Source organism: Rheinheimera pleomorphica (assembly GCF_011634895.1).
Lineage (GTDB): Bacteria > Pseudomonadota > Gammaproteobacteria > Enterobacterales > Alteromonadaceae > Alishewanella > Alishewanella pleomorphica.
Map to the genome: position 1 here is coordinate 68,363 of NZ_SIRR01000008.1, position 26,283 is coordinate 94,645.

At 48.8% G+C, this 26,283-nt stretch carries 35 protein-coding genes and 1 other RNA gene; 30 read left to right on the forward strand and 6 right to left on the reverse strand.

The window, feature by feature from the left end:
• Nucleotides 1–98: 98 nt before the first annotated feature.
• From EYB30_RS09370 to EYB30_RS09395, 6 genes are all read right to left on the reverse strand, one after another.
• Entirely contained in the window at nt 99–2,024 is a 1,926-nt protein-coding gene (locus EYB30_RS09370; protein WP_166838667.1) for a GmrSD restriction endonuclease domain-containing protein, read from the reverse strand.
• A complete protein-coding gene (locus EYB30_RS09375; RefSeq protein ID WP_166838668.1) occupies nt 2,021–3,358 on the reverse strand; it encodes a DUF262 domain-containing protein in 1,338 nt (445 codons plus the stop codon). Before EYB30_RS09375 ends, EYB30_RS09370 begins: the two co-directional genes overlap by 4 nt.
• A 2-nt stretch (nt 3,359–3,360) precedes the next feature.
• Nucleotides 3,361–4,020, reverse strand: a complete 660-nt coding sequence (locus tag EYB30_RS09380; protein ID WP_166838669.1) for a DnaA ATPase domain-containing protein — start codon at nt 4,018–4,020, stop codon at nt 3,361–3,363.
• A gap of 52 nt (nt 4,021–4,072) precedes the next feature.
• Nucleotides 4,073–5,077, reverse strand: a complete 1,005-nt coding sequence (locus EYB30_RS09385) for a helix-turn-helix transcriptional regulator (RefSeq protein ID WP_206674611.1) — start codon at nt 5,075–5,077, stop codon at nt 4,073–4,075.
• A gap of 55 nt (nt 5,078–5,132) precedes the next feature.
• On the reverse strand, nt 5,133–6,071 hold the full coding sequence (locus tag EYB30_RS09390; protein WP_166838670.1) for an FtsZ/tubulin family protein: 939 nt from the start codon (nt 6,069–6,071) through the stop codon (nt 5,133–5,135).
• Between the two features lie 1,227 nt (nt 6,072–7,298).
• Entirely contained in the window at nt 7,299–7,964 is a 666-nt protein-coding gene (locus EYB30_RS09395; protein ID WP_166838671.1) for a S24 family peptidase, read from the reverse strand.
• Nucleotides 7,965–8,087: 123 nt separating this feature from the next.
• On the opposite strand from EYB30_RS09395, the gene EYB30_RS09400 reads away from it, so the two are divergent.
• The 30 genes from EYB30_RS09400 (at nt 8,088) to EYB30_RS09545 (ending at nt 26,169) form a co-directional block, all read left to right on the forward strand.
• A complete protein-coding gene (locus EYB30_RS09400; RefSeq protein WP_241698003.1) occupies nt 8,088–8,390 on the forward strand; it encodes a helix-turn-helix domain-containing protein in 303 nt (100 codons plus the stop codon).
• Nucleotides 8,387–10,585 carry a Mu transposase C-terminal domain-containing protein gene (locus EYB30_RS09405; protein ID WP_166838672.1) on the forward strand — a complete coding sequence of 733 codons (2,199 nt, stop codon included), beginning with the start codon at nt 8,387–8,389 and terminating at the stop codon, nt 10,583–10,585. The genes EYB30_RS09400 and EYB30_RS09405 overlap by 4 nt, the downstream gene beginning before the upstream one ends.
• Nucleotides 10,586–10,600: 15 nt before the next feature.
• Complete coding sequence (locus EYB30_RS09410; protein ID WP_166838673.1) at nt 10,601–11,308, forward strand: AAA family ATPase; 708 nt, start codon at nt 10,601–10,603, stop codon at nt 11,306–11,308.
• Nucleotides 11,309–11,325: 17 nt separating this feature from the next.
• Nucleotides 11,326–11,913, forward strand: coding sequence for a hypothetical protein (locus EYB30_RS09415; protein ID WP_166838674.1), 588 nt, complete (start codon nt 11,326–11,328; stop codon nt 11,911–11,913).
• Nucleotides 11,900–12,214: a helix-turn-helix domain-containing protein gene (locus EYB30_RS09420; protein ID WP_166838675.1), complete on the forward strand. Its 315-nt coding sequence runs from the start codon at nt 11,900–11,902 to the stop codon at nt 12,212–12,214. The genes EYB30_RS09415 and EYB30_RS09420 overlap by 14 nt, the downstream gene beginning before the upstream one ends.
• Nucleotides 12,211–12,447 (forward strand): hypothetical protein, encoded by a 237-nt coding sequence (locus EYB30_RS09425; RefSeq protein WP_166838676.1) that lies wholly within the window; start codon nt 12,211–12,213, stop codon nt 12,445–12,447. Before EYB30_RS09420 ends, EYB30_RS09425 begins: the two co-directional genes overlap by 4 nt.
• Nucleotides 12,448–12,457: 10 nt before the next feature.
• Nucleotides 12,458–13,084: a DUF3164 family protein gene (locus EYB30_RS09430; RefSeq protein WP_166838677.1), complete on the forward strand. Its 627-nt coding sequence runs from the start codon at nt 12,458–12,460 to the stop codon at nt 13,082–13,084.
• Nucleotides 13,081–13,572, forward strand: a complete 492-nt coding sequence (locus EYB30_RS09435; protein WP_166838678.1) for a hypothetical protein — start codon at nt 13,081–13,083, stop codon at nt 13,570–13,572. Before EYB30_RS09430 ends, EYB30_RS09435 begins: the two co-directional genes overlap by 4 nt.
• A gap of 3 nt (nt 13,573–13,575) precedes the next feature.
• Nucleotides 13,576–13,851, forward strand: coding sequence for an HU family DNA-binding protein (locus tag EYB30_RS09440; RefSeq protein ID WP_166838679.1), 276 nt, complete (start codon nt 13,576–13,578; stop codon nt 13,849–13,851).
• Nucleotides 13,849–13,916: hammerhead ribozyme type II (locus EYB30_RS09445), an RNA gene on the forward strand. The genes EYB30_RS09440 and EYB30_RS09445 overlap by 3 nt, the downstream gene beginning before the upstream one ends.
• A gap of 5 nt (nt 13,917–13,921) precedes the next feature.
• Nucleotides 13,922–14,482 carry a gp16 family protein gene (locus EYB30_RS09450; protein WP_166838680.1) on the forward strand — a complete coding sequence of 187 codons (561 nt, stop codon included), beginning with the start codon at nt 13,922–13,924 and terminating at the stop codon, nt 14,480–14,482.
• Nucleotides 14,479–14,781 (forward strand): hypothetical protein, encoded by a 303-nt coding sequence (locus EYB30_RS09455; protein WP_166838681.1) that lies wholly within the window; start codon nt 14,479–14,481, stop codon nt 14,779–14,781. Before EYB30_RS09450 ends, EYB30_RS09455 begins: the two co-directional genes overlap by 4 nt.
• On the forward strand, nt 14,778–15,266 hold the full coding sequence (locus EYB30_RS09460) for a hypothetical protein (protein WP_166838682.1): 489 nt from the start codon (nt 14,778–14,780) through the stop codon (nt 15,264–15,266). The genes EYB30_RS09455 and EYB30_RS09460 overlap by 4 nt, the downstream gene beginning before the upstream one ends.
• Nucleotides 15,259–15,681: a Mor transcription activator family protein gene (locus EYB30_RS09465; protein WP_166838683.1), complete on the forward strand. Its 423-nt coding sequence runs from the start codon at nt 15,259–15,261 to the stop codon at nt 15,679–15,681. Before EYB30_RS09460 ends, EYB30_RS09465 begins: the two co-directional genes overlap by 8 nt.
• Nucleotides 15,682–15,830: 149 nt before the next feature.
• Nucleotides 15,831–16,184 carry a helix-turn-helix domain-containing protein gene (locus EYB30_RS09470; RefSeq protein ID WP_166838684.1) on the forward strand — a complete coding sequence of 118 codons (354 nt, stop codon included), beginning with the start codon at nt 15,831–15,833 and terminating at the stop codon, nt 16,182–16,184.
• 3 nt (nt 16,185–16,187) lie between these two features.
• Entirely contained in the window at nt 16,188–16,724 is a 537-nt protein-coding gene (locus tag EYB30_RS09475) for an ImmA/IrrE family metallo-endopeptidase (RefSeq protein WP_166838685.1), read from the forward strand.
• A 349-nt stretch (nt 16,725–17,073) separates the two neighbouring features.
• Nucleotides 17,074–17,598, forward strand: coding sequence for a Panacea domain-containing protein (locus EYB30_RS09480; RefSeq protein ID WP_166838686.1), 525 nt, complete (start codon nt 17,074–17,076; stop codon nt 17,596–17,598).
• A complete protein-coding gene (locus tag EYB30_RS09485) occupies nt 17,595–18,041 on the forward strand; it encodes a hypothetical protein (RefSeq protein WP_166838687.1) in 447 nt (148 codons plus the stop codon). Before EYB30_RS09480 ends, EYB30_RS09485 begins: the two co-directional genes overlap by 4 nt.
• Before the next feature lie 82 nt (nt 18,042–18,123).
• Complete coding sequence (locus EYB30_RS09490; protein WP_166838688.1) at nt 18,124–18,666, forward strand: glycoside hydrolase family 108 protein; 543 nt, start codon at nt 18,124–18,126, stop codon at nt 18,664–18,666.
• Nucleotides 18,666–18,926, forward strand: coding sequence for a hypothetical protein (locus EYB30_RS09495; protein WP_166838689.1), 261 nt, complete (start codon nt 18,666–18,668; stop codon nt 18,924–18,926). Before EYB30_RS09490 ends, EYB30_RS09495 begins: the two co-directional genes overlap by 1 nt.
• A complete protein-coding gene (locus tag EYB30_RS09500) occupies nt 18,923–19,474 on the forward strand; it encodes a hypothetical protein (RefSeq protein WP_166838690.1) in 552 nt (183 codons plus the stop codon). The genes EYB30_RS09495 and EYB30_RS09500 overlap by 4 nt, the downstream gene beginning before the upstream one ends.
• Before the next feature lie 3 nt (nt 19,475–19,477).
• Entirely contained in the window at nt 19,478–19,711 is a 234-nt protein-coding gene (locus EYB30_RS09505; RefSeq protein WP_166838691.1) for a TraR/DksA C4-type zinc finger protein, read from the forward strand.
• Entirely contained in the window at nt 19,704–20,045 is a 342-nt protein-coding gene (locus EYB30_RS09510) for a DUF2730 family protein (RefSeq protein ID WP_166838692.1), read from the forward strand. The genes EYB30_RS09505 and EYB30_RS09510 overlap by 8 nt, the downstream gene beginning before the upstream one ends.
• Entirely contained in the window at nt 20,035–20,328 is a 294-nt protein-coding gene (locus EYB30_RS09515) for a VpaChn25_0724 family phage protein (RefSeq protein WP_166838693.1), read from the forward strand. The genes EYB30_RS09510 and EYB30_RS09515 overlap by 11 nt, the downstream gene beginning before the upstream one ends.
• Nucleotides 20,329–20,336: 8 nt before the next feature.
• A complete protein-coding gene (locus EYB30_RS09520; protein WP_166838694.1) occupies nt 20,337–20,918 on the forward strand; it encodes a DUF3486 family protein in 582 nt (193 codons plus the stop codon).
• Nucleotides 20,918–22,507, forward strand: coding sequence for a terminase family protein (locus tag EYB30_RS09525; protein WP_166838695.1), 1,590 nt, complete (start codon nt 20,918–20,920; stop codon nt 22,505–22,507). Before EYB30_RS09520 ends, EYB30_RS09525 begins: the two co-directional genes overlap by 1 nt.
• On the forward strand, nt 22,507–24,072 hold the full coding sequence (locus tag EYB30_RS09530) for a DUF935 domain-containing protein (protein WP_166838696.1): 1,566 nt from the start codon (nt 22,507–22,509) through the stop codon (nt 24,070–24,072). The genes EYB30_RS09525 and EYB30_RS09530 overlap by 1 nt, the downstream gene beginning before the upstream one ends.
• Nucleotides 24,072–25,523: a phage minor head protein gene (locus EYB30_RS09535; protein ID WP_166838697.1), complete on the forward strand. Its 1,452-nt coding sequence runs from the start codon at nt 24,072–24,074 to the stop codon at nt 25,521–25,523. The genes EYB30_RS09530 and EYB30_RS09535 overlap by 1 nt, the downstream gene beginning before the upstream one ends.
• Nucleotides 25,520–25,711: a hypothetical protein gene (locus tag EYB30_RS09540; protein ID WP_166838698.1), complete on the forward strand. Its 192-nt coding sequence runs from the start codon at nt 25,520–25,522 to the stop codon at nt 25,709–25,711. Before EYB30_RS09535 ends, EYB30_RS09540 begins: the two co-directional genes overlap by 4 nt.
• The gene (locus EYB30_RS09545; RefSeq protein ID WP_166838699.1) at nt 25,711–26,169 is read left to right on the forward strand and encodes a phage virion morphogenesis protein; all 459 of its coding nucleotides are present in this window, start codon (nt 25,711–25,713) and stop codon (nt 26,167–26,169) included. The genes EYB30_RS09540 and EYB30_RS09545 overlap by 1 nt, the downstream gene beginning before the upstream one ends.
• Nucleotides 26,170–26,283 lie beyond the last annotated feature (114 nt).

A 26,283-nucleotide genomic window follows, 5' to 3' on the forward strand; every position in this document is an offset into this window, starting at 1 on the left:
CCAACATTATAAAACTTTCATGCGTCACATTGTGTCGCACAAAATTATTGCAAATAGTGACTGTTTATTAGCAAACACTTTTACCCTCTGGATCGACACTATTGATTAAGCAAAATCTTTATCATTTCAGCTTCATGTTTCACGATATTTTTATGACCTTCTCCCTCAGGTTCAGGCCCCCAATATTCATAACTCATCATAATCGCTTGCTTTAAACTCTCGGCACGATTGTTATCTTGATAGAATGTCTTCTTGCCTGATGGATAGTAATTGCTAAGCCGTGAGTTACTACTTGGCGAAATTAGGCATAGGTTTCCAAAGCGATCAACATCCTTCATTTTGCTCGCACCAGATGGATCCGTTTGTGGAAAGTAATGTTCAACAGAGGTTCTGAAAGAGAATTGGAACTCAGAAAAATGCTTCCCAAGGTCTTCACTTCTCATACCATCTACTGACTCACCAGCCGAAAGCTTACGCCAAATTAGATAGTCCAATCGGTTGAAAATAAAATTCTGCACTCCAGTTCCTTGATGCAATACTCCGGAATTCTCTTCGCTAAACGCTAAATTCTCACCATTTGTGATTTCGTTAAAATAACGTTCACTTAAGCTTTCAAGCTCAGTTAAATATACCTGACCATCAATAACTAAGTTTTTTTCAGGTGTTGTATTCCTATTCAAGATACTTAGAGCATCATTGAGCCAACGCTTATATACTAAGGCAGGATTCGATACATGGAACATAGCCAAAATCATGCGAATCTTTTCGTTCAGCTCGTTACTAAAGACGTTTGGATACGCAGGGCTTAGACTTGTAGTGTTTTTATTGGCGTCAAGCCTTACCAAACTCCATTTACGCTTTTCATCGTGTTGGTCAGGCTTAATTATGTAGCTGTCAAATAGCATCCGGTACTTAAGCAGTTCATAAACAAAGTCTTTAGCTTCGACCTTCAAGCCATAGTCTTTAGAAATAAATGCATCAATCAATCTCTTATCATCTAACGAGACACTCTGTTCTGGTTTCATCAGCTTTAAAACATGAAGTAAAAAGTTAGAGAAGTCTATAACGGTGCCAAAGCGCTCTTCTTTCTCTCGCTCTTCATCATCACTGGTTGAGCTAAATGCTTTGTTGTCGATGATTTCACGCAGCGTCATTGCATCTTGCTTTAGTACCTTGCTCGTATGCTTTTCTAGAACAGCGTCAAAATTTGACGGAATCACTTGCCAATCATCACCGAATACTTCTCTACGCAGATCGGATTGAAAGCTCATCTGGGTATAACGCTTCATATTTGAGCAAGCATCCCAGATTGCAGAAAAGCAGTTTCTTTCCTCATCATTCGCGAGTGTAGCCATGAACTTAGCTTTCAATACTTCATGCTTCTCTAACTGCTCACCACGGTTATTCATGATCTCGAAGTAGTGATTGAGATCGGTTTGTGGTGGAACAGCGACTCTTAGTATGGTGACGCTTTCTAACAGATACTCGAAAAACTGGGTAGTTTTAGCCTCTGCATCTAGGCCTTTGATTTTGAAGTAACGCTGAATAATGTTGAAGGCCGCTTGGATGGTCGGCTCTTCAGATTCTCCATTAGAGATACCTTTATAGATATCATCTAGCGCTCGGGATGATTTAGGGCGACTATCAAAGGTCAGGTTAAGATCTAACTCCTGTAATTTGTCCTCACCCAGTACTTTACGATGTTTTAGATACGCCAATAAGATAGACAGCGTAGTATGTCTTTGCTGTCCATCAATGGTTTCGTAAACAACGCTCGTTTGCTGCGCAAGATTTGTACGCTTGTAAACAACGAGGCTACCCAGATAGTACTTTGCTTGTTTGGCGGTAGTGGTTTCATCTAATTGAGTAATAAGCCCTGCAGCGTCACTAATATCTTGAATAAGCTGCTCAATCTCTGGTGCTCCCCAGGCATAGTTACGCTGATATATGGGAACAACGTATCGGGTGTTGCTATTGAAAAGCGCACGTACTGATAACTGCTCTACTTGATTATGTTTACTCAATTTGCACTTCCCAATGTCATTGCGTTAATAGATGCCTGCACGTCCCTAGCATTTTTGAACTTGGGCTCTTCGATATAAGGTGGTTGATAATTCAACACTTGTTGGGGGTGAATGGCTTTGCTGATGGCTCTAATCAAGCCACTACGATCTTTGGCGCGATTGTCTACCGACTCCATGCCGATACGTTGTAACTCAAGACGAAGAGAGTAACTCCAGCGGTAACAAATCTGTGCTGCTTTTTCTAGTTCCACATCACCAAACTTGTCGAAGTAGTACATGATCGAACATAGAAATAGGTTTTTAACGTAAAGATCCCCTTTACGAAAACAACCAGGGTAGTGAGTATGCTGATCTAGAAATGACTTAAGAAGCGCCTTTTCACCGGCAAACAACCTATAATGAATTGCCATATAGTACTGAATGTACTCAAAAAAGCGTTTGCCATTGATCATCACTTGATTCACCTGGAATGGATAGCTCTTAGCTTGCTTATCCCATTTACGAGCAGGATCTGCATTAAAGCTTTCTACTGCATAATCAAGGGCAAGCATTGCATCCGCATATGCGTACTGAGTGCTATCTAGATTAATGCCTTTGAATACATCAATGTTATGACGACTAAACTGGATGCCATAGTCACCATCAACCCAGCGGCGCATACGGAACAAGAACTCGCCCATGATGGTGTGTAAATTTGCTGAGTCAGCATCGTCAGGATTTATGCCTTGTTCCCACAAGCTTACGTGATATAGCCGCTCAGTTTCCTTGGTAGAGTCCATCATTTCACGCAGGTGGTAAGCCTTTAGCAGATCATGTGGAGCAAGTGCCTTACCACGAGCATTTTGTGAATCAAAGAACTGGAATGCTTCACTTAAATCATCCAATGTGACTTGAATCAGTTCACATTTATTAAGAACGAAATTCAAGAGTTCCTGTTTTTCAGTTCCAGACAGGCCCCCTAACCTTTCAGAGATAATCTGGGCATTACTTTTGAGATTCTCAATACTGACCGAAGATTCAAACTCGTGCTCAAGGAGCGTGGAGGAAATAGTTTTCTCTGATCTGTCCAAAATGGCACAAAGCAGCGTTAAGGTTAAAAGGCGCTGTTGGCCATCAACGATATTGAGTACATCGTTTATCACATCATCTTTATCTCGATGCAGTACCACTGTCCCAAGCCGATAACAGGGCTTTGTGCGATGGGCAAATATGTCATCAACTAGTTGGTGAACGTGCTTTGGTTGCCATTTGTATGCGCGTTGGTATTTAGGAATCGCAAGTTTTTGCTTCAGCAACTGCGAAATTGTTTGAGGTTGATTAAATACAATTGCCATGACTAGAGCACCTGTTCAAAAAAAGCATTCTTTTGGATGTTTTGTAACGCAGCGTATCGGGTTAGCTTACCCTCTAACTCTCTGATATTTCCTGCCTGTTCAATGATTTCATTAAGGCTCGCATCGAAAGGAATACCCAGCTCGTCAATTTTTGCCATAGCTACTTTACATTTATCTGCCAATGATGGAATGCCCAGACGACATACCGTCGCTGAATACAATAAGTCGAGATACGGTTGGGGTATTTCGCTGTCGATGTCTTTAACAGCTATAGCTACCGTGCAGATTGTTTTCTTGCCTGTAACATTCCTGGTGGCCAGCATATCGAAAATGGCTGCGCTTACTGCAGTGGTCTTATCAAATAAGAAATTTAGGTCATCAAGTAGCAGGTAATCACAGTCAGTCAGTCGACTCAATAGGCTCGCATCTGCTGTAGCGCCTCTGAGCAAACGCTCGGCACTGTAGCTGACAACCTTCACACCGGTACGATGAAGTTCCTCTGCCAAACCCATCATTAAATGCGTCATGCCATCACCGTTACCAAAGTAACTATCAATGGTCATGAAAGTTGCATCTTGATCAGCAATAAACTTCAAAGCTATCCCGATTGCACTCTGATTATATTCTGCATTGACTAGGGTGCTTAAGCTAAATTCCTTCATCAGTTTTTATTCTCCATAAAAACGCCGACCAACTGATGCTGCCTGGCTTTTATTAGTATTTAGCCAACGCCTCTGCCAACTGTTGCTTAATACTTTCCCGCATGTCCTGCGGTGCCAACACAGTTAAATAGCTGCTTTGCGACATAAGCCATAAATTAAGCTGCCAGCCTTTATGCACTGATGCGGTGATATGGTAATCACCATTTTCGAGTTTGTTGCAGTGCATATCAGCCGATAATGGCGTTTCCAACAGCAGGTTGGCTAACACCGGTTTGGCGATAAACTCCAGCTTTATGGTTTCACCTTCACTAAACTCCATCGCGCCGTTGGCCAGATAGTGCTGCAGGTTAAACTCAGCAGGTATCACTGCAGCGGATTCGGTTATTTCTACTTTCTGAAAACGATGAATGGCAAATCGTAGCGGGTCACTATAGGGCTCAGCAGAGGCTATCAGGTAACTTATCTGGCCACGCTGGATTAGTCCAAGCGGGTTTAACCGATATTGTTTTACTGCGCTCTGGTGCAAAGCATGATAGCTGACGTCCAGCTGTTTATCTTCCAATAGGGCTTGCTGTACTTTTTGTAGCAATTCGGCGTCAATTTTCGGCGGTAACAATTGCATACCGGCTGAGACAGACGCCACCTTATCAGGCCAGCGCGCACCGGCATTCATCGAATCCAATGCTTTCAGTTTACTTTTAGCCAGATTAAAGCGGGCTTGCAAACTTCCGATAAGAGGCGCAGGCAATAACTGACGAAGTTGAGACTCGACCAATGTCAGACTCAGCGCTTCAGCCAAAGTGATACCAGGAATATCCAAGCTGGCATCCCGCATCCAGTACCAGCCATAAGGCTTGCTTTTTTCGTTACATTCCAACGCGAACAGCAATGAAAGCTCCTGCAGGTCACGCTCTACCGTGCGTTTGGATACACTAAAACCGGCATCCTGCAGCTGCTGTGTTAACAGTCTGGCTTCCAGCCCCGGTGCTCGTGTCGGAATAAGCTTTAACAGTTGCCACTGCCGGGCGATGGTGTTCTGGCTGGGAGATGCTGACATACCAATTCCTATGATTAGGGCATTAGGTCGTTTATATACAAAACAGTGAGTTAACTCAATCGACAACTATGCCACAAACTAACAGCAGTAGCTCCAACTCGTCAGCATAATCTGGCTTTATCGACAACCCTTGAAGGATCAGCGACGCCTTTGGTAACGCCTGAGCCAAATGCAAGCCCGTCGCTTCAAACTGCTCCAGAGAAAAATCTGGCCCTGCAGTAAGATGCACTAATACAGAACTGGCCGACTCAACTCCCTTACTCTGCAACAACGGATTCTGTAATTGCTGTTGTAGCAGCATAGGTAAATCATCACCTTTTTGCGCGGCTGCGCAGCCAACCACAGCAATTCCAGGCTGGGAAATCACACTGACAAAGTCGTTAAAATCCATGTTGATGAGCCCGCTATCAGCAAGCATGCGGCACAAGCTTAGTAGCAGTTGCAACAACAGGCGGTTGCTCTCATCCAGCGCATCTTCCAAGCGGGCTTTTGCACCAAGCGCTTGCTGTAATTGGTCATTTGGCAGCAACACCACCGCACAACCATGCTGCTGAAAAAGTTTAATACTGTTTTCGGCCAATAATGCTTTGCGCTTTCCTTCAAAATCAAAAGGTAACGTGGCAAACACCAGGCAGGGGATCCGAAGCTCTGCCAGTAAAGCCGCTATAGCAGTAGCAGCACCACTGCCTGTGCCACCACCAAGGCCTGTAACCATAAATACTGCATCAGCACCGGCAAACGCCTGGCGCAACAAGTCTGCTATCTGCTGAACCGCCTGAGTAGCCAACGTTGCATTACCGCCCGTGCTGCGACCGCCAGTTTGCGATTCGCCCAGTAAAATACTGCAATCCGCAGCAGTGCTACTTAATGCTCTTTTATCAGCGCTTACAACTATGGTTGTAACAGTATCGGGTAACGTTGCCATAGCCAAACGCTGTAGCGCGGCGCAACCACGCCCACCAATACCCAGTATTACAATTTTTCCGGTTGCCATAGCACCTCCTGAACTTAAAAGTTCAGAATACAGCGCTACGCGACAATTTAAGTCGCACATGTTTTTAATTAAGGCAGGTGCAATTAATCACGGTTCGAAAACGGTGACTACTACCCGGAAGGGATAAACTTATTGCCATACGCTGCTGCACCTTGCATTGCCACCACAACGCTAGCAGAAAGCATTATGCAAACAAGAAGGCAACTAAGCGCTGCCTTGTTCTCAAACTACCCGCGCGGCTACATCAAGTCTCGGTCTCTGCCGCGTTAAAACAAAAACCCCGAGCTTTTGGCTGCACCGAGGGATTGCCAGCACCATCCATGCCGCTGGCCCTAAGGGCCGCACTAAAGTGCGTCCAAATTCACTCCCGGCGAATTTGTCGAACCGAAGGGTTCTCATCAAGTCCTCGATCTCTGCCGCATTTGTAAGTGATCTAATAGAGTGAGAAACCGGGAATAACCAAAATTTGGCGGGAATAACTGGGAAAGCCAATAAAGATAAGGGTTCCAGCAAAAAAGCCGCAAACTTATAAAATTTGGGTAGTCTGAGAAACATCAGCAAATTTTCCTGCATGCCAATGTCACTCTGAGAAACTAGCAAACAACTTATCCAGGTGCAGTTAAAATCTCTTCAAAGCCTGTTTAAACGCGGTTCGCAGCCATACCAGCCATAGTAATAATTAACCAGAAATTGTTTAAAGCTGATCCGACTTCGACAGTGAAAGTCGGATCACCGATCCGGCTTTCAGCTCGCGTGATCCGACTTCGCGCTAAACCAATAGCAATAAGCCTTAGCGGCATTTCTAGTTGAAATTCGGCTTTGCGAAAGTCGGATCATGTTCTTGCAGGTTGAGATCCGACTTTCTACAATTAATCACTGTATATTAAATCAGTGGTTAGTATGCCAACACTTTTAATCAGGCATGGCTACGGCACCAGGCTTATTAGCGAAAAGCTTACCGAGAAGGTACCAATAGCCAGGAAGAATAACGAGCAGCACTATGCGAAGTTTGGTGGCTTTGTACAGGGATCAGAATCGCTGGTATGGTCAACCCTTGCCGGAGTAAAAAAGGTTAAGGTGAATAGTGTTTACGGCTTGAGCCAAACGGATGGTTATTTAGATGTGACTTATTATGGTAGTGCTGCTGTGGCCCTAGGCTATTACTCAATGCTAACCAAAACTGTAACTATCCCTCTATTCGGTGGAATGCCTTTAGTATGGTGCGAACTAAAAGTAGTTGATCGCGCAAACCACCCTACCCAAAACAGTAATGTGGTCGACTTGTTCCCTGGGAACGGTGAGCGGAGCAATACCTGACTTATCACTAGAAAGTATAATCGCACCGCCCAGGCCACTCTGCACTTGCTTTACTACAGCACCATTACCAATATCGACTATATATAGCTGGCCATCAAAAATGGTTTTATCAGCTGTGTTGAAAATAAATACCTGAGAATTAAGCTCTCCCTGCTGATTAGCATCAAACACCGTCAATGCGCTGTGCTCAACGCCGTTGGGTATCAGTTTGTTGTCTAAATGCAGTTTGGTATTTGAACCATAAACCGGGATGGCTAACGTGGATGACCTCTTAGTTACCTTATAGTCGGCCCGAGTATCACTCACTAATAAATGCTGCTCTTCCGCGACATTCGCCAACTTACCAGCCATTAAACGCTTATTCACCAGGTCAGCAAAACAATGGCCAGTTTCAACCGAGAGTGCCGCGAGGTAATCAATATCAGGCAAGCGGCCGTCTTTTTCATAAGCCTTAATCGTATTCACATGCCAGATATATTTTTCAGCCATAGCAGGACGAGATAAAACCTTATCTCTTATTTGCATAATGAAATCGCCAAACTGGTTTGCATCCATGTGAACACCCAAATAAGACATTTAAATGTCTTTTGATATCAATAACCTAACCCAAACAAGACATTTTAGTGTCTCATTACACTTGCTAAAGACATTTTTATGTCTTTAAAATGTATGCATGACGACATTTTAAAGGACAAAAAAATGGCCGATACGGACTGGCACAATGCAAACATTATCGCAGAGCTAAAAGTTAAAACCGGTAAATCGCTTCGGCAATTATCCGAAGAAAACGACTTATCTGCTAACACTCTGGGTCAAGCTTTACAGCGTCCCTACCCCAATGCTGAGCGCATCATTGCGGCAGCTATTGGTGTTGATCCTCAGGCTATCTGGCCATCACGATACAACAGCGAAGGCAAAAGCTCGCGTCGTAAAGGCAAGAGAAGCATAACAAAAAAACATCCTATTGATATAGCAATAGAATACTCAGGCGGCAAAAAATGACACAGGCGTTTACTGCAAAACAAATTGCAGCGGCCCTGGGTGTCGCTGACAGAACCATCCGCATCCGTGCCAATAAAGAGCAATGGCCAAATGAGCTGCGCTCAGGTCGCGGTGGTCAGATACCACACTATCCACTTGCCGGCTTACCCGAAGATGTGCGTATCGCACTGATAGCTAAGCCAACAACGCTACCAGCTGACACTTTACCAGTAGAGGTAAAAGCTAAAGCGATCGCAGCAAACATTATCAACCGTGATCAACTTACCAAAGCGGTAAACCAGGAACGCAAACAAGCAGCGCTTAAAAGTGTTGCCGGCCTAACGGGTGCAGCAAAGGAGCGTGCAGAGGCCGCTTTTGCCATCCTTAATGCAGCTCGTAAATTCCAAACCGACACCGGCCTTACCAAAGTTAAAGCGTGGCGTTTGTTCTGCGAGCAGTACAACAACGGTTTAACGCCGGTACCAGAGCAAGTGTATCTAATAAAGCCCTCTATTGGATTCAGCACATTAACCCGCTGGGAAGCCGACTACGAAAAGAACGGCTTGTCTGCCCTGGCCGGCAACTACGGTAAAAACAAAGGCAACGGCCTTATAGATTCCACGCCGGAAATCAAAAACTTTTGTTTAGCCATGCTGCACGAATACCCGCATATCAAAGGCGAGGCATTACACGAAGCTTTGCAAACAGAGTTCAGCGGCGATTACACCATACCAGCTGCAGCAACCTGTCGCGTCTGGCTAAAGCGCTGGAAAGAAGAAAACCAGGAACTGTTTATGTCGCTGAAAGACCCAAGCGGCTGGCAGAACAAACGCATGGTGGCCTTCGGTAACAAAGCCTTTGCGGTGTCACGCATCAATCAGTTGTGGGAGTTCGACAGCACGCCTGCTGACGTAATGCTTAAAGATGGCCGCTACAGCATAGTTGGTGTTATTGACGTCTTTACCCGCCGCGTTAAGTGCATCCTGCGCCCTACTTCAAACGCTGCAGCCATCGCCCTGCTGATCCGCGAAACCATTCTGGATTGGGGCTTGCCCGAAGTAGCCCGCACAGATAATGGCTCAGACTACACCAGTGCCCATATCATTAGCGTATGGGATGCCCTGGGCATTGAGCACGATATTACCAACCCTTATTCGGGCTGGGAAAAACCATTTATAGAGCGTTTTTTCCGAACCTTTTCGCATGGCATCGCTGAGTTATGCCAGGGCTATATCGGCCACAACGTAGCCGACAGGCAAAAGATTAATGCCCGTTTAACCTTTGAACAAAGGCTGTTAGAGCGCCGCAAAAAAGGCGAAGACAAAATTGCCCTGAATGTGGATCTCACTGCCGAGCAGTTTGAAGCCTTTATTAACCAGTGGGTAAACGACCACTACCACCACGCCAAACACAGCAAACTGGGTTGCAGCCCGTTTGAGCAGTTTGTTAGCCACCAACAGCAAATTAAACGGCTGGACGACGAACACGTACTGGACATCTTGTTAGCGCCGGTACCAGGCAATAAAGGCTATCGCACAGTTACCAAGTCTGACGGTATAAGCGTTGAGGGTGGCAGTTATGTGCATGCCGAGTTGGGCGCATACATTGGCGAGCGTGTTTACTGCCGCTGGAACCCGAAAGACATTGGCAAAATTTACGTATTCCACGCGTTAAAACATCACTTTATCTGTGAAGCGGTTAACCCCGAAATAGCCGGCAACGGCCTTGAGTTACAAGACATAGCGCTAAAAGCGCGGGCTATACAGCGCCAACAGCAGCGCGAGCGCCGCGCCGAGTTTAAAAAGGCCATTAAACAGCATCAGGTAGGCGACATCGCCCAACGCATTTTAAACGCTAAAACCGAGCAAAACGGCAACCTGGCAGCCATGCCCAAACGCAGCGAGCAGGTATCAACCAACCTGACACAAGCCGCGCAAGCCGCCATTGAAGCCAGTAAAACGCCAACAACTGGCTATTCAGATCAACAACTCAGCGTCTTTGAACAACGCCGCCAGGAGTTGGAAGCGCTAGAGCGTAAAGACAACGCGCCGGTATTTACCAGCGATTCTCACAAAGCACGCTACTTAACAGAACTCAGCATAAACACCGAATTACCACCCGTGGAGAAAGCCTGGCTACACGCCTACCGCAGCCGCAACAAGGCTGCAGTGCGCTTCCTCGACGAAATTTTAGCAAGCAAAAAAGCCCATAAATAACACGGAGATAAACCAGTGAAAATTGCAGTAGCAAAAACCAAAAACGTATTAGCCGCCTTCGATGCCTACCAGCATCTGCATGAAGCATCTTTAAACCAGACCCCCTGCATTGGTATGTTTACTGGTCTGGCGGGCTTGGGTAAATCTACAGCCGGCGGCTACCTGTTTACACAAGCGGATGGCATCCTGGTGCGCTGCTTAAAGTCAGACACCCTCGGTACTTTTCTTGAGCGTTTGGCGCAAGAACTTGGGCTTGAGCAACGCCAGCGCAAGGCTGACATGCTTAAGTTTATCGTGCATGAGTTAGCTTATACCGGTAAGCCACTGTTTATCGACGAGTGCGACTATATCGCAGACAACCATGACGTGCTGGAAACCATCCGCGATATCTACGACATGGCTAACTTGCCAATCATCCTTATCGGCTACAACCAACTGCCTAAAAAGGTAAAGCGTTTAGAGCAGCTGTACAGCCGCATTTCGCAACATATTGAGTTTCAGCCGGCGGACATGGACGACATTACCACCATGGCCAATGAGTTGGTCACCGACACCAAAATTGCTACCGACCTGCTTGCTGAGTTACTGCAGGAATCTAAGGGCAACTTCCGCCGAATTCATACAGGCCTTAACACCATAGAAGCCTTTGCCCGCACAAACGGCCTGGAAAGCATTAACGCCAGCCAGTGGGGCAACCAGCCATTTTTCCCAAGCGTGAACTAATAGCGGAACCGTGCGCAATGAAAAATAAGACACTCAGCCAGCGCGCCTGGGAGTGGATAAAACAACAGCCAGATTTCGGCAGCGCCGAACTGGCTGAGCACATGGATGTGAGTTTGAAGTCAGCGCAGATGGTAATAGCCCATCTGCAGGATTTAAAAGCAATTACAACAATCAGCACGGGCGTTAAGCCCGTGGTGTATCAGGCGGTAAAAGATGCAGCACCACATTTGCCAGGTAAAAACCAAACGGCAGAACGCCCTAAAAGCATCCGGCAAAAGCTGTGGCAAGCCATGCGTTTTTTAACCGACTTCACCGTGGCTGATTTGCAGGCCAATGCCGAGTGCAGCAGGGCCAGCGTTGAGCGCTTTTTAAGCGACCTTGTGCGCTACGAATACGTGTTTATCACAAGGCCACAGCGCCGCAAAGCCAGCATGGCGCAGCGCAAAGGCTTTGCAGTCCGGTACCGCTTACTTAAAAACACCGGCCACAAATATCCGGTTATCCGCCCAGCAGGGTTGTACGACCAAAACCTTAAGCAATTGGTGCCAATGCCAGCCAAGCGCACCGCAAAACCACAGAAGGATCTGAACCATGCAATGGCTTGAACTGCTGAAAAAGAAATGTGAAGAGCTGGGACGTCGCAAAGTTGAAGCGGAGCTGGGCATAAGCAAAACCACGCTAAGCCAGGTATTAAACGAAAAGTACCCTGGCAACCTGGACAACATTGCCAGCAAAGTTACCGAGGCATACAGCAGCGACAAAGTGCTGTGCCCTGTGCTTGGCAGCATCACCGTGCAGCGCTGCGCCACCGAGCAAAGCAAACCTTTTGCCGCTACGAACCCACAGCGAGTAAAGCTGTGGAAGGCCTGCAAAACCTGCCCATTAAACAAGGCGAATAAACCATGAGCGAACTTATCAGTTTTCAGGTAGAGCGTGCCCGCCAATGGCTGGCACAGCAAGGTTGCAAGGTAGTTGACGTACACCATGCGAAAAAACGCCCGGTTATCACTATCGACGTTGCCTGCCCACTGCTGCAGCGCACCGCAGTACAGCTTATTCAATCCAAAAACGGCCAGCGTTACTTCGGCTACTCCGCCCGTGTTGGCGAGTGCCTTGTTCACTGGCATCAGGCAAATTAAGGAAACCACCATGAATCCACAAAACAATATCCCAGCCGGTTACTGGAAAGACGCCAAAGGCTCATTAATTCCGGTAGATAAGGTAAAGCCCGTCGACCAGGCGCGTGACTCCCTGGTGAAAGAACTGGTTGCTAAATCAGAAGCCCTTAGCGCCCAGCTGGCAGCGTTTAAACAAACTGCTTTTGCCGATATAGCCGCCTTTGTGCAGCTATCGGCCGAGCAGTACGACGCCAATATCGGCGGCAAAAAAGGCAACGTTACGCTGTATAGCTTTGATGGCCAGTACAAGATAGTACGTGCCATTAACGAAACCATCAGCTTTGACGAGCGCCTGCAGGCTGCCAAAGCCTTAATTGACGAGTGCTTAAAAGACTGGACAACCAACGCCAGCTCCGAGCTTAAAGCCATCGTTAACGGCGCTTTCGATGCCGACAAACAAGGCAATATCAGCACCACCCGCGTACTGGGCCTGCGGCGGTTAGACATCACCGACGCCCGCTGGTTAAAAGCCATGACCGCCATCGGCGAAGCCATCCAGGTAGTGGGCAGTAAAGCCTATGTGCGCGTGTATAAACGCATTGGCGATACCGACCAGTATCAGCAAATCCCCCTGGATTTAGCGGCGGTGTCGTTATGAGTATCGCCATCGCTATGCCAACAGCTGATCAAATCCGCGTTGAAATCGCGGTTGCTACCAGCCTGGAAGAAAAGTACGGCACCAACCAGCCAACCAAAACCTATGAGCAAGGCGTTGTAGACGCCCTGCTGTGGGTACTGGGTGGCCAGAAGCCCTGCACAGTAGAGGAAAAGCAGATGGAACTGAACCAGCAAGATAAGGATGTTTTACAGCAATGGGTGGCCGGCGAGATACAGGCCGAAAAGGTATACGACCACTGGCGCGAAGTACCGCTGGTAGATGATGAATACGAGAACGACCTGCTTATGCAAATCTGCCGAGAATCGCCCACATTCGCCAACCTGGTGCGCTCGTCGTTGCACTACCTGGACACAGGCGAAGATAACCACCTGCCAACCTGGCTGGGCACCTTTACCACAGAACGGCCACGCACTCAGGTGCAGCTCGTTGTTACCCAGCACCCAAACCACACCATTGACGAGGACTAACCGATGAACAAATCACAACTGATCCAGCAGCTGGCTATAGAAGCTGGTTTAACAAAAGCCGGCGCAGAACGCGCCGTAAACAGCCTGCTGAGCATTATCGCCTTGCAGCTACAGGCTAATAACAACGTGGCTATACAGGGCTTCGGCACGTTCTGCGCCCGTCAGGCAGCAGCGCGCACTGGCAAGCATCCGGTAAGTGGTCAGCCAACGCACCAGCCGGCCTGCGTCAAACCGGTGTTTAAACCATCGCAGCAACTTAAAGACGCTTTAAACCCATAGCGAAACGCCCAGCAGTTTGGGGCGTCTGCCCAGCGTGGTTGCTGGGTACTGATGAGCAGCCGAGGAAACAATGACACAAACCCAATACAACCCGCGCCGGCAGCTGGTAACCAAAATCCACATCGCCCGCACTCAATTGGGCATGGATGAAGAAAGCTACCGCGCTAACTTGGCCCACTACGGTAACGGCAAAACCAGCAGCGCTGATATGACAATTCCACAACTGGAAGCTGTGCTGGAAGCGTTTAAACAGCTTGGTTTTAAACCGGTTAAAAAAGCCGGTAAAGGCCGTTTAAGCCCCAGCACAGCCGATGGCCCGAAGGACGAACGCAGCGCAATTCGTGCGCTGTGGATTTTTATGCACCGCGCTGGTTTTATCAACGACGGCAGCGAAACCGCGCTTAACAGCTGGGTGCAGCGCATGACGGCTGAGGCCAACGGCGGTGCAGGCATTGCGGAAGTGCAATGGCTGCGCCATGAAGACGCAGCCAAAACGCTTAACAGCCTTAAACGCTGGGCCCGCCGCTGTTTGTTTGAAGACCTTAAAAAGCGCGGCTATCAGCCGGAACCAAAGGACAGCTACAACCAGTTGCTGAAACGCTGGGAACGCATTAATGGGGCCATGCTATGAGTAAATACGAACTTAGAGACAATCCAATTAAGGGGCTTTTTGTATTAGTCACCCAAGATAAAAAGTCTGTTTTCGATGAGAACGATCGTTATATCTGGAATGAGGACGGGACACAGAAAACCGTTGATATCACTTTGTATTTTGAAAGTGATTTAGGCAAAGACAAAGCCAAATACTGGACTGAAGATTTAGACGAAGCTTTTGTTTTTACCAGTATTGATGATGCTGCAGCGATGTTATGCCAGCTTTTTAAGCCTCTTGAAATTCAGATAAGAGAGATTAGAGGTACCGGCAAATGAAGTTAGGCCGTTGCCCTGTTTGCCATAGCAACCTGCATCTGGATCAACTGGTGGCCGACGAAGCTGGCCGCCAGTTGCTGGGCCAGTTCGCCCGCATGAACTACAAACTGGGTGGCAATATGGTGGCTTACCTGGCGTTGTTTCGGCCTACTAAACAAGACCTGAGCAACACCAAAGCGTTAACGCTGGTGCAGGAAACACTGGCGTTAACCACCAATTTAAACGCCCTGGCCGAAGCGCTGGAGCAAACCGTGGCCAGCCTGCAGCAAAGCCGCATTAACGGCACCGGCAAACAGCTAACAAACCATAACTACCTGCGCAAAGTGCTTACTGCCCGTTTAGGCCAAATAGCCGCCGAAACACCAGTCGGCAGCACTATTGAATACAAAGCGCAAAGCCAAACCAACCCCGACGAAGACCGCCGCCTGTTTGAAGAGCGCATGCGCCAACTAGGCGGCAGAGTAATTGAGGTACCAAATGAGTGAACAGCAATTAGACGCCTTTGCTGATAGCGAAGACCTGCAGCAGCTATTAACCGATATAGACAGCCTGCCGCCAGAGCTAAGGGCAGACGTGTTTAATCGCTTACCCGCCATGCTGCAAAGCCTGGTGGCACTGTTTGAGGCTGAGTTAAAAAGCGTGGTGAAGAACCCCGAACACCATGCGCAGCGCCTGGTGGTAGAGCTGGCCAATTACCTGGGCGGCATTCAAACCTACATACCGCGCAACGATAAACTGAAAACCATGCTGCGCAATATAGCCATTTACAACGCCCATAACCGGGGCGCGTCAATCGAAAAGCTACGTGCCGAGCACCGGCTAACCGACGTGCAAATTTACGCTATCATCAAAGAACAAACACTGGCCGAGCGCGCCCGCCGCCAGTTCAACTTGTTTTAATTTCTTATCAAATCAACTTTCAACAGCTTCTACAAAAACGACCAAAAATGAAAAACCATAAAAAGTTTAAAAATGAACCAAAAAAAGGTTTACAAAGTAACCTATACGAACTAGTATGAATTTGGGGCAAATGCTCCCGGGAGGGGATTATGAAAGCAACACCATTTGGTCGTTACATTAGAAAACTTAGAATTGATCACGGTGTGATCTTAAAAGACCTAGCGGATGCTTTAAAAGTTAGCTCGTCTTACATATCAGCTTTAGAGCTAGGTAAAAAAAGTATTTCAAAAGGATTTGTGGATAAAGTAGCCGACTATTTTAAGTTAGACAATAAAGAAACATTAGAGCTGTCACAGTTAGCATCAGAATCACAGCCAACAGTAAAACTCGATCTCAAGGATAGTAGTGATACTGAGAAAGAGCTTGTAGTAGCGTTCGCTAGGCGATACCGAGAATTAACTGAAGAGCAGCAAGCAAAATTAAAACAATTGCTTGAGGGCTAAAATTTGAACAGAAAGCTTGGCCATAAAGTTTCACCCAGAAAAAAGGCTGATATTGAGGCGATAGCTAGGAATATCAGAGATAAGTTTGGCCTTACAAAATGCAGAATTAATATTGTTGCACTTTATGAGATTCTTCAGAGCTTCGGACTATTTGAGTTTGAAGTCGTAGAGGATGCAGTCCTTGGTGATATCGAAGCAGAGACAATACCAAGCGAAAATATGATAAGAGTTAAGCGTTCAATCTACGACAAAGCTTGTGATGGGGATGGACACTGCAGGTTTACAATGGCGCACGAATTAGGACACTTTTTTCTGCACAGCAACCAAACTCCTGCAGCTTATGCCAGAGGCCAAGCTCCTCAGCACAAAGTTTACGAAGATTCAGAATGGCAAGCCGATGTTTTTGCGAGTGAGTTTCTTATTGACTCTAGGTATGTAAACGAAGACTCTGACCCGTACGAAGTATCAATTCTCTTCGGAGTTAGTTTACAAGCTGCTCAAATGAAGATTCACAAAATTAAAAACGGGAGAATGAATTGAATTCAAACTCCCGTTAGAGATGTACGGTACCTGCCTCCGTGCATATTTGGAGGAGTAGCTTACAATCTATATCTTGGCGGATTCAGATTATAGCTACTCTCTCCAAATTGTCAAAGGCAGACTTTGAAGAGGGTACGTTCATGCGTGCAAATAGTGATAGTGTTAACGTTATTTATCGCCCATATATAACCAAAAATGGAAAGAGAATATATGCTCGCCAGTTTGGTAAAAAGGCTTTCAGAATTGAGTTGAAGGATGACTCAAAGAAGAAGTAACTGATACACGCTAAGCTGGGAACCAAGGGAAAGAAAGCCCTTGGTTCCCATTAATGTTATTGTGTGAGGGAATTATGACGGCTCCTTATAGCGGTATCGCTGTTGCCAACTCTCTAATAGAAAAAGCCAAGCAAGCAGGGATCGAAGATGTATCCCCAATGAAGGTGCAAAAATTAGTTTACTACGCTCACGCTTGGTATCTGACGTTTTACCGCAATCCTTTAGTTGAGGATAAAATTCAAGCGTGGGAGTTTGGTCCTGTTGTGTATGATGTTTACGCTGCCTTTAGACAGTTTGGGAATGCCCCAATTACCTCTAAAGGCCAAGTTCTGAAATTTGTAGACAATAAAGTTGTTAACGATGAGCCAACAGTCCCTAATGAAGACACCCAAGCTCACAACATATTGGATCAGATTATTACTCTTTACGGGCGATATAATGCAGTTCAACTGTCAAATATGACTCATAATTTGGATGAACCTTGGTATTTGATTAAACAAAAGTATCCCAGTGGCATTCCGTATCATGTTGAAATTCCAAATGAATTAATTGCTAGTTGCTTCACTGAAAAATACAAAAAGCGGGGAGCGGAACATTGAACCAGATCCCTGCTAACGTTATCGGTGAAACGCCATCTTCTGTCCCAAGTGAGGAAAGTAGAGATGAGTTATCTTTCTATGAACAGAACAAATACTTTGCAGAGCTCAAGCCTGCGCAACAAGTAGCATTCCGATTGCAGCAAGAAGTTGAGAGAAGTACGTTTCAGTCTACTGAAATAAATAGATTGAACACAGCCCTAAACGCAATAGTAGTCGAAAAAGACAATGCAGTTAGAGAGCTTGACTCCGTCAGACGTGACAACATAGAAATAAAAGTAAGCTATTTTTTTACGGCAATTCTTGCAGGAGTTGGAGGTGGTTTAATAAGTGCATTTCCAAGAGACCCTCTTCATAATTTACATGTGGTAGGCTGGATATGTTTGGCTCTGTCTTTTGTATCTCCAGTATTTAGGGCATTTTTAGTTAAACATTGGCAAGGTTAGTATTTAGCAAAACGCTTTAATCCAGCCCAGCCCAAACCCCACGCGATACTGACAGCACACCTTAGCTGTCTGTATCGCGTCCATGCAAACACCCGCACTTAACACCTACACCATAGATTTTCAGCATGCTGTTGCCTTTGTCCTGGCAAAGGAAGGCGGCTACGTTTGCCACGTCGATGATCCAGGCGGTGAAACCAATTTCGGTATATCGAAGAGGGCTTACCCGCGTGAAGATATTCTTAACCTTACTGAGCAGCGCGCTGCTTTTTTGTATCACCGCGATTACTGGCGCACCACGCGCTGCCACGAACTGCCAACCGGCGTTACGCTGGCCGTCTTTGATGCCGCCGTGCAGCATGGCCCCGCCACCGCAGCCAAGTTACTACAGGAAATACTCAGCCTTACCACCGACGGCGTTATCGGCCCTAAAACCCTTATTGCCGCCAGACAGGCCGATACCGAGTGGCTTATTGCCCGTTATGTTTTGCGCCGCGCCAGGCTGTATGCGCGCATTCAGGCTAAGCATCCTGGGCAAGCCGTGTTTATTGAAGGCTGGTTTAATCGTCTGCGCGACCTTACCAATGCCTGCTGGCAAATTGGTTACGCCGGCGCGGGGGCCTCCTAATGGGCCGCAACTGGGATTGGTCATTTAACCAGGGCAAACAGCGACGGCTAGAAGCCGAGGTACTGGCCGACAAAGCCGGTACCCAATGCAGCCCGCCGCCACTGCATAGCCATGACGCCACCATGCAACACCGCTTTATTGAAGGCTGGAACAGCGTAAGCGCTGTTGATATTCAGCGCGCCATTAACCCACCACCCAACATTGGCCAGGCACTGCGCGACAACAAGCGCCTGCGCGACTTACTAAGGATCAACACATGAGCTTATCGCTACTTGCCAGCGCGTTACTCAGCCTGGGGCCAGAGGCCATTAAATTTATCGGTGCCAAGCTGGGCAAAAGCAAAGTGGCTGAGCTGGCAGCCGATGTGGTAACAGTGGTGGGCAATAATTACGTTAACCCGGAGGCACAGCAATCCGCGCTGGAGCAACACCTTAAGCACTTAAACCCAGCTGAGTTAGACGAGCTGCTAAGCATGCGGGCCACGCTGGAGCAAGAAGCCACAAAGCGCCATCAGGCTACGCAGGCCACTATTCAAAACGGCGATAACGCCCAGGATCAATACATTCGCCAAACCAGGCCATTGCTGGCCAGGCTTTCAATGTACGCCAGCATTTTCTATGCCTTCGGCTTTGAGGCGCTTGCCGCCGCCGGTACCGGCGACGGTGCCAGCTTTGATGTGCTGTTATGGCTTTTTACCCCGGCACTAACCTATATGGGCCTGCGCACCATCGACGGTTTTGCACCCTATTCCAAATCGTCCGGCGACAAAACCGCCGGGGCGTTATCCGCAATTATTAAACGGAAGTAGTACATGCCAGACCTATTAGACAGAGCTGCCGAGTTAGAGCAGCGCCAACGCGATCAGGCGCTTAAAGCCGCGCTTAATCGACCTAAAGCAGTAGAAGTTAACAGCGGCGAACCGCGTTACTGCTGCGACTGCGCAGAGCAAATAGCCACACAACGCCTGGTTATGGTGCCTTACGCCATGCGTTGCACCGATTGCCAAACCATAGCTGAACAACGGGAGAAGCAACTGTATGGATAGCTGGAACTATGCCGAGCTTAAGTTTTGGTTTGACGTGCTGCAGTGGCTGGTAACTATTGGTCTTGGCTTTTGGGTATGGATAAGCCGCGCCCCGCGTGAAAACAAACAGGCCATAGCCGAGCTCGAAGCACGTTTGAAAAAAAGTGAAGCCGAACAGGAAAAGCTGCAGGTTCGCCTGGAGTACCTACCTACCAAAGAAGAGCTACACCAGATGGGAAAAGAATTAAGCGGCTTGGCATCAAAGCTGGACAGCTCAGCCGGGCGCATGAAAGCCATCGAAAACAAATTGGATTTACTGATCGAGAATGAACTAAGGGGAAACCATGCTCGCTGAACTGATGAGAGAACACCAACGCCTGGTGATCTTGCGGCTGCTGTCAGAGGATTCCGGCTACGACCTTAACGAATCCATATTGCACGACGGCATTAACGCAATGGGGTTAGACATTACCCGCGACGGCCTGCGCACTCAGCTGGCTTGGCTGGTTGAGCAAGGGCTAATTACGCTTTCAAGCGTTGGTAACATTCAGCTGGCACACCTTACCAGCCGCGGTTTAGACGTTGCCACAGGCCGCGCCCGCGTACCAGGTATTAAACGCCCTTCACCCACCAACTGAGGCCCGCCATGAATGACAAAATTACCCGTGGCCGCCGCAGTAAAATAGACCTGCTACCCGAAGAGATCCGGCGCGAGCTGGACGCCAAACTGCGCGATGGCCGCTTAACCCAGCAAGAAGTGCTCGACTATATCAACGACCTGATAGAGCAAAGCCAGCTGCCGCCCGATGAAAAAGAGCAGCTTAAAATCAGCCGCTCTGGCCTTAACCGTTACAGCACCCAAATGGAAACCATCGGCAAAGACCTGCGCGAACTGCGCGAGGTGTCTAACGCCCTGGTAGCGCAGCTGGGCGACAAGCCAACCGGTGACGTAAGCCGGATGATTTTAGAGATAGGCCGCACTCAGCTGTTTAAAGCCATGATGAGCCAGAGCAGCAGTGAGGAAATGGACATAGGCATGATTAAAGACGCCATGCTTGCCGCCCAGCGCCTGGAAGCCGCCGCCATGCACAGCCATAAGCGGGAAAAAGAGATCCGCCAGCTGTTTGCTGCCGAAGCCGCAGAAGCTGCCGAGAAAGTGGCCAGCCAGCAAGGGCTTACCGCTGAGGGCGTAGCCGCATTAAAACGCGAAATACTGGGTATTGCCTGATGAACCAAACCGCTATCGCCCAGGCTGTTGGCCATAACGTTGATGCCTATGTATCTCAGGTGGCCCAGTTTAACCCCGCAGAGGTGCTGCTGGGCTACCAAAAGCGTTGGGTAGCAGATGACAGCCCGCTAAAAATTGCCGAAAAGTCACGCCGTACCGGCTTAACCTGGGCAGAAGCTGCCGACGCGGTTTTGTGTGCCAGCTTGCGCCGTGACAATGGCGGCTGTAACCACTTCTACGTTGGCAGCAACAAGGAAATGGCCCGCGAGTTTATCGAAGCTGCGGCAATGTGGGCGCGGGTATTTAACAAAGCCGGCTCAGAAATTCAGGAAGAAATCTTTGTCGACGACGGCAAAGACGGCAAAGAGATCCTGACCTTTGTTATTCACTTTGCCAGCGGCTTTAAAATTCAGGCATTAAGCTCTAACCCGGCTAACCTGCGCGGTATGCAGGGTAACGTAACCATAGACGAAGCGGCATTCCATGAGCGCCTGGCTGAGGTATTAAAGGCCGCCCTGGCACTTACCATGTGGGGCAGTAAAGTACGTTTAATCAGTACCCACAACGGCATAGATAACCTGTTTAACCAGCTTATCCAGGACAGCCGCGCCGGCAAAAAACGCTACAGCGTACACACCATAACGCTGGACGATGCCTGCCGCGAAGGCTTGTACCAGCGCATTTGTCAAATCCGTAAAAAGGACTGGAGCCAGCAAGCCGAAGACGAGTGGAAAAACGGTCTGCTTAAAGACACCGCCACCGAAGAAGACGCACTGGAGGAATACTTCTGTGTGCCCAAGGCTGGCAGCGGTGTTTACTTAAAGCGCGTGCTGATAGAGCGCGCCATGGTTGCCGATAAAAGCATCCCGGTTGTGCGCTACACCAGCCCGAAAGATTTTGAATTACTGCCAGAATATGCCCGCAAACGCCAGGTTGAAGAATGGTGTAACGACGTTTTAAAACCGCTTTTAAACAGCTTAAACCCACAGCACCGCCATGTATTTGGCGAAGACTTTGCCCGCAAAGGCGACTTGTCGGTGTTTGTGCCGCTGGAAATTAAGCCCGACCTGAGCAAACGCACACCCTTTGTGCTGGAGCTGGTAAATGCCACCTATGACGCCCAGCGACAAATATTGTTTTACCTGCTGTCTGGTCTGCCACGGTTTACTGCTGCTGCCTTTGATGCCACGGGTAACGGTGGTTACCTGGCCGAGGCTGCGCAGCTGCGTTACGGCAGCCAGATGGTCGATACCGTGATGCTTAGCGCTGCCTGGTACCGCGAATGGATGCCTAAGCTAAAGGCCGAGTTTGACGATGGCAACATAGAAATACCCCGGCACATGGACATTCTGGACGACTTAACCAAAATCCAGATCCGCAACGGCATACCGCAAATTGAGAAAGGCAGCGGCAAAGGTAGCGATGGCCAGCAGCGCCACGGCGACTTTGCCGTAGCACTGGCAATGGCAATACGCGCCAGCTGGATGGACGGCAGCGAAATTGCCTTTACCCCTGTTATCCCGGTTAGCCAGTTCGACGAACGCTACCAGGACAACGACAACCCCACCTTTGACAGAGGCTGTTTCTGATGATCTACGAGCAAAATGGCGTTCGCTTTCGTATCCGCGAAAAGCAGCTAAGCACCAAACAAACCAAAGACGAAAACGCCTACGCAGCACAGCTGCGGCGCGAATTTGCCGACCACCCCAGCAGTGGCTTAACCCCGGCAAAGCTGGCTAATATCCTGCGCGAGGCAGAGCAAGGCAACCTGCTGCACCAGTGCTGGCTAGCCGAAGACATTGAAGAAAAAGACGGCCATATCGCCGCCGAGTTATTTAAGCGCAAAATGGCCATGAGCACAGTGCCTTACAGCATTGAGCCACCACGCAACGCCAGCGCCGCTGAGAAAGCCGACGCGGCAAACATTACCGATATGCTGCGCGATATTGAAGACTGGGAAGACGTGATCTTTAGCCTGGCTGATGGCGTGCATAAAGGCTTTAGCAATATTGAATTTGAGTGGCAGCGCCACGGTGGTTTTCAGGTACCTATAGGGTTTGAGCATAGGCCAGCGTCCTGGTTTACGCTGGATCAACACGACCAGAACAAACTGCTATTGCGCGACGGTGCCCTGGGCGAAGAGCTGCGCCCGCTTAACTGGTTGCAACACCGCCACCCGGCTAAGTCGGGCTATGTCGCCCGTATGGGCCTGGTGCGGCAATTAGCCTGGCCGTTTATTTTTAAGAACTACTCCGTACGGGATCTGGCCGAGTTTCTGGAAATTTACGGCATACCTATCCGCGTGGGCAAGTACCCAAGCGGCGCGACAGATCCAGAGAAAAACAGCCTGATGAATGCCGTGCTCAGTGTTGGCCATAACGGTGCCGGTATTATGCCAAAGGGCATGGAGTTGGACTTTCACGAAGCGGCCAAAGGTGGTGGCGAGCCGTTTATGACCATGATTGCCTGGTGCGAGCGCATTCAAAGCAAGGTTATCTTAGGCCAAACGCTGAGCGCTGAAGTGGGCAACAGTGGCAGCCAGGCACTGGGTAACGTGCATGATGGCATACGCCAGGAAATACGCGACCACGACTTACGCCAGTTAGCCGGCACTTTAAACCGTGATCTTATCCTGCCAATGTACCTGCTTAACGGCAAAAGCTATACCGGAGACGTTAAGCGCAAGCCTCGCCTGGTGTTTGATACCACCGAGCCGGAAGACCTGCGCGATCTGGCTTACCCGCTGCGGGCCTTTGTCGGTATGGGTATGAAAATTGGTACCAGTTGGCTGCATGAAAAAACCAAGATCCCCCAGCCCAAAGAGGGTGAGCCTGTACTGCAAATACTGGAAAACGCCCCACAGCCACCGGCACAGCTTACCGGCTTTGCTGCACTAAAAGCGGTAACACAAGAACAGCCAGACACCGCAGACAAGCTGCTCAAACAGCTGCAAAGCAAGGCCAAGCCGGCAGTGGATAAACTGCTAAAACCCATTCAGGACATGGTAGACAACGCCAGCAGCCTGGAAGAGCTGCTGGACGATCTGCTAACACTGGAAGGCACCCTGGACGAAACCGAACTAGCCGCCGTTATGCAGCAAGCCTTTGCCGCCGCCGAACTGGCTGGCCGCTTTGACGTGGAGCAAGGCGACTAATGGCAACTGCTGAGTATGGTTCTTTGCCGTTTGATGCGGCTATCGCGTACTTTCGCAAAAAGATAAACCTGCCCAGCGAGCGCTGGACAGACATTTGGCGCCAGCAGAATGATGTCGCCTTCACCGTCGCCGGTGCACTGAAAACAGATTTACTGGCAGATATGCGCGCTGCTGTGGATGCAGCCATAGCCAATGGCAAAAGCTTAACCTGGTTTAAAAGTGAGTTTAAAAACATAGTAAAACGCTATGGCTGGGAGCACACAGGCGATGCTGCCTGGCGTGCGAATGTGATTTACGGCACCAACATGCGCCAGGCATACAATGCTGGCCGGCACCAGCAGCTGCAACAGTTTGAGTTTTGGCGCTACAAGCATGGCGACAGCCTTTACCCACGGCTAGACCACTTAAAGCATGACGGCCTGGTACTGCCCAAAAGCAGCCCGTTCTGGCAAGTGTGGTTCCCGCAAAATGGCTGGGGCTGTAAGTGCAAAGTATTTGGTGAAACTGCCGCCAGTGTTAAGCGTAAAGGCTTAACCGTAAGCGCTGAGCCAGAAATTAAATACCGCGACTGGATAGACAAGAAAACCGGGGAATTGCAGCAGGTGCCAGTAGGTATTGATCCGGGCTTTGACTATGCACCGGGTACCAGCTCGCCGGTTGAGCGGGTAAAAGCCCAGGTAGCCGCCAAACCTAAACTGGCAGAGCGCCTGCCAGGGCGTATCGTACCCAGCGCATTTAGCACGGTTAAGGGCGTTACGGCAGACGGTATAGATGCGCTTTTAACCAAGCTTGAAGCGCCACAGCTGGACGCGCTAAACGGCTTTATGCAGGCCAAAGCCACCAAAACCATAGTGGTTAAACAAACCGAAATGAGCCGTGGTAAAAAGTCTGCTGCGCTGGCTAAGCCGATTGCTGAATACCTTGGCGTCGACGAATACTATGCACAGTTGAAATTCACCAGCCGCTCCCCTGCCCGCGTTGGCGGCTTTACCGCCATGAGTTGGGAGCATATTGTGGTTAAAGCCAAAGCCAACGATAAGCTAAGTACCGTCGACATGGCCAAGGTTCAGCAAGTGGCCAGTGAGGTAGTTAAAGATGCAGCAGAAAACAAAGGGCCGCATATCTTTGGAACAACCGACAAACAGTTTAAACGGCACTGGACAGTTAGCGAACTGGTAGAGAAAAGGCTTGGCGAAAGTGCTAGATTAATTTCTACCTGGCTGCATGAGCTTGGCCATCAGGTACATTACTATGCAGGCGCACCAGACTATCCCGCTAATGCCAGCTGGGTAACTTACTACGCCGCGACCAACAAGTACGAAAGCTTTGCCGAGGCATTCACAGCCTGGATGCTGGCACCAGACGCCCTAAAGCAATGGCAGCCTGAGCTTTATAGCTATCTGGAACAGCAAATAGACAAGGCCACTAAGGCCAGGAGTAAAACCCGATGATGTTACTTCAAAAAGCCCAGTCGTTACTTGCCGGTGAAATAACACTGGATACTATCCGCCAGCTGGACAAACTGAATAACGAGGCCAGCGGCCAAGAGCAGGATTATATCGCTGAACTATTTGAAGGTATCTATGCTGCCGCCAGTGAAGAGGTATTACGCCAGGCGTACGACGAGGGCTTGCTGTAATGGCAGGAAGCAATATCAGTATTGACGCCGGCGGTGCAAACGCCATCGCCGATGTTATTACCCAGTTGGTGCAGCAAGGGCGGAACCTTAAACCGGCGCTGTCGCAGATAGGCGAATACCTGGTAGAGGCGACACAGGATCGCTTTCAGTTGGAAGTTGCGCCAGACGGCTCGCTGTGGGATCCGCTGGCACCGGAGACGACACGGCGCAAGAACGGCGATACCCGCATTCTGCGCCAAAGCAGTACGCTGGTTGATACCATCCTTTACGATGTTAATGACGATCAGCTGCTGGTTGGCTCTAATATGGAATACGCGGCAACCCATCAGTTTGGCCGTGAAGACGATGGCATAGTAGCCCGCGAATGGCTGGGCCTTACCACCGGCCCCTGGAATGACGAAGTGGCGATTATGGATATTTTGTACGACCATTTTAGTCAGGGTCTGCCAAATCGCTAAAACGCGCTCAAATCGCTTGTAAGGCGTTTAATAGGCTTTTAAGCTACCAGTATTCGCACCAAGGCCCATTAAACGTTTTTGGATTGATTTAAATGGGCTCAATTAAATGGAAAG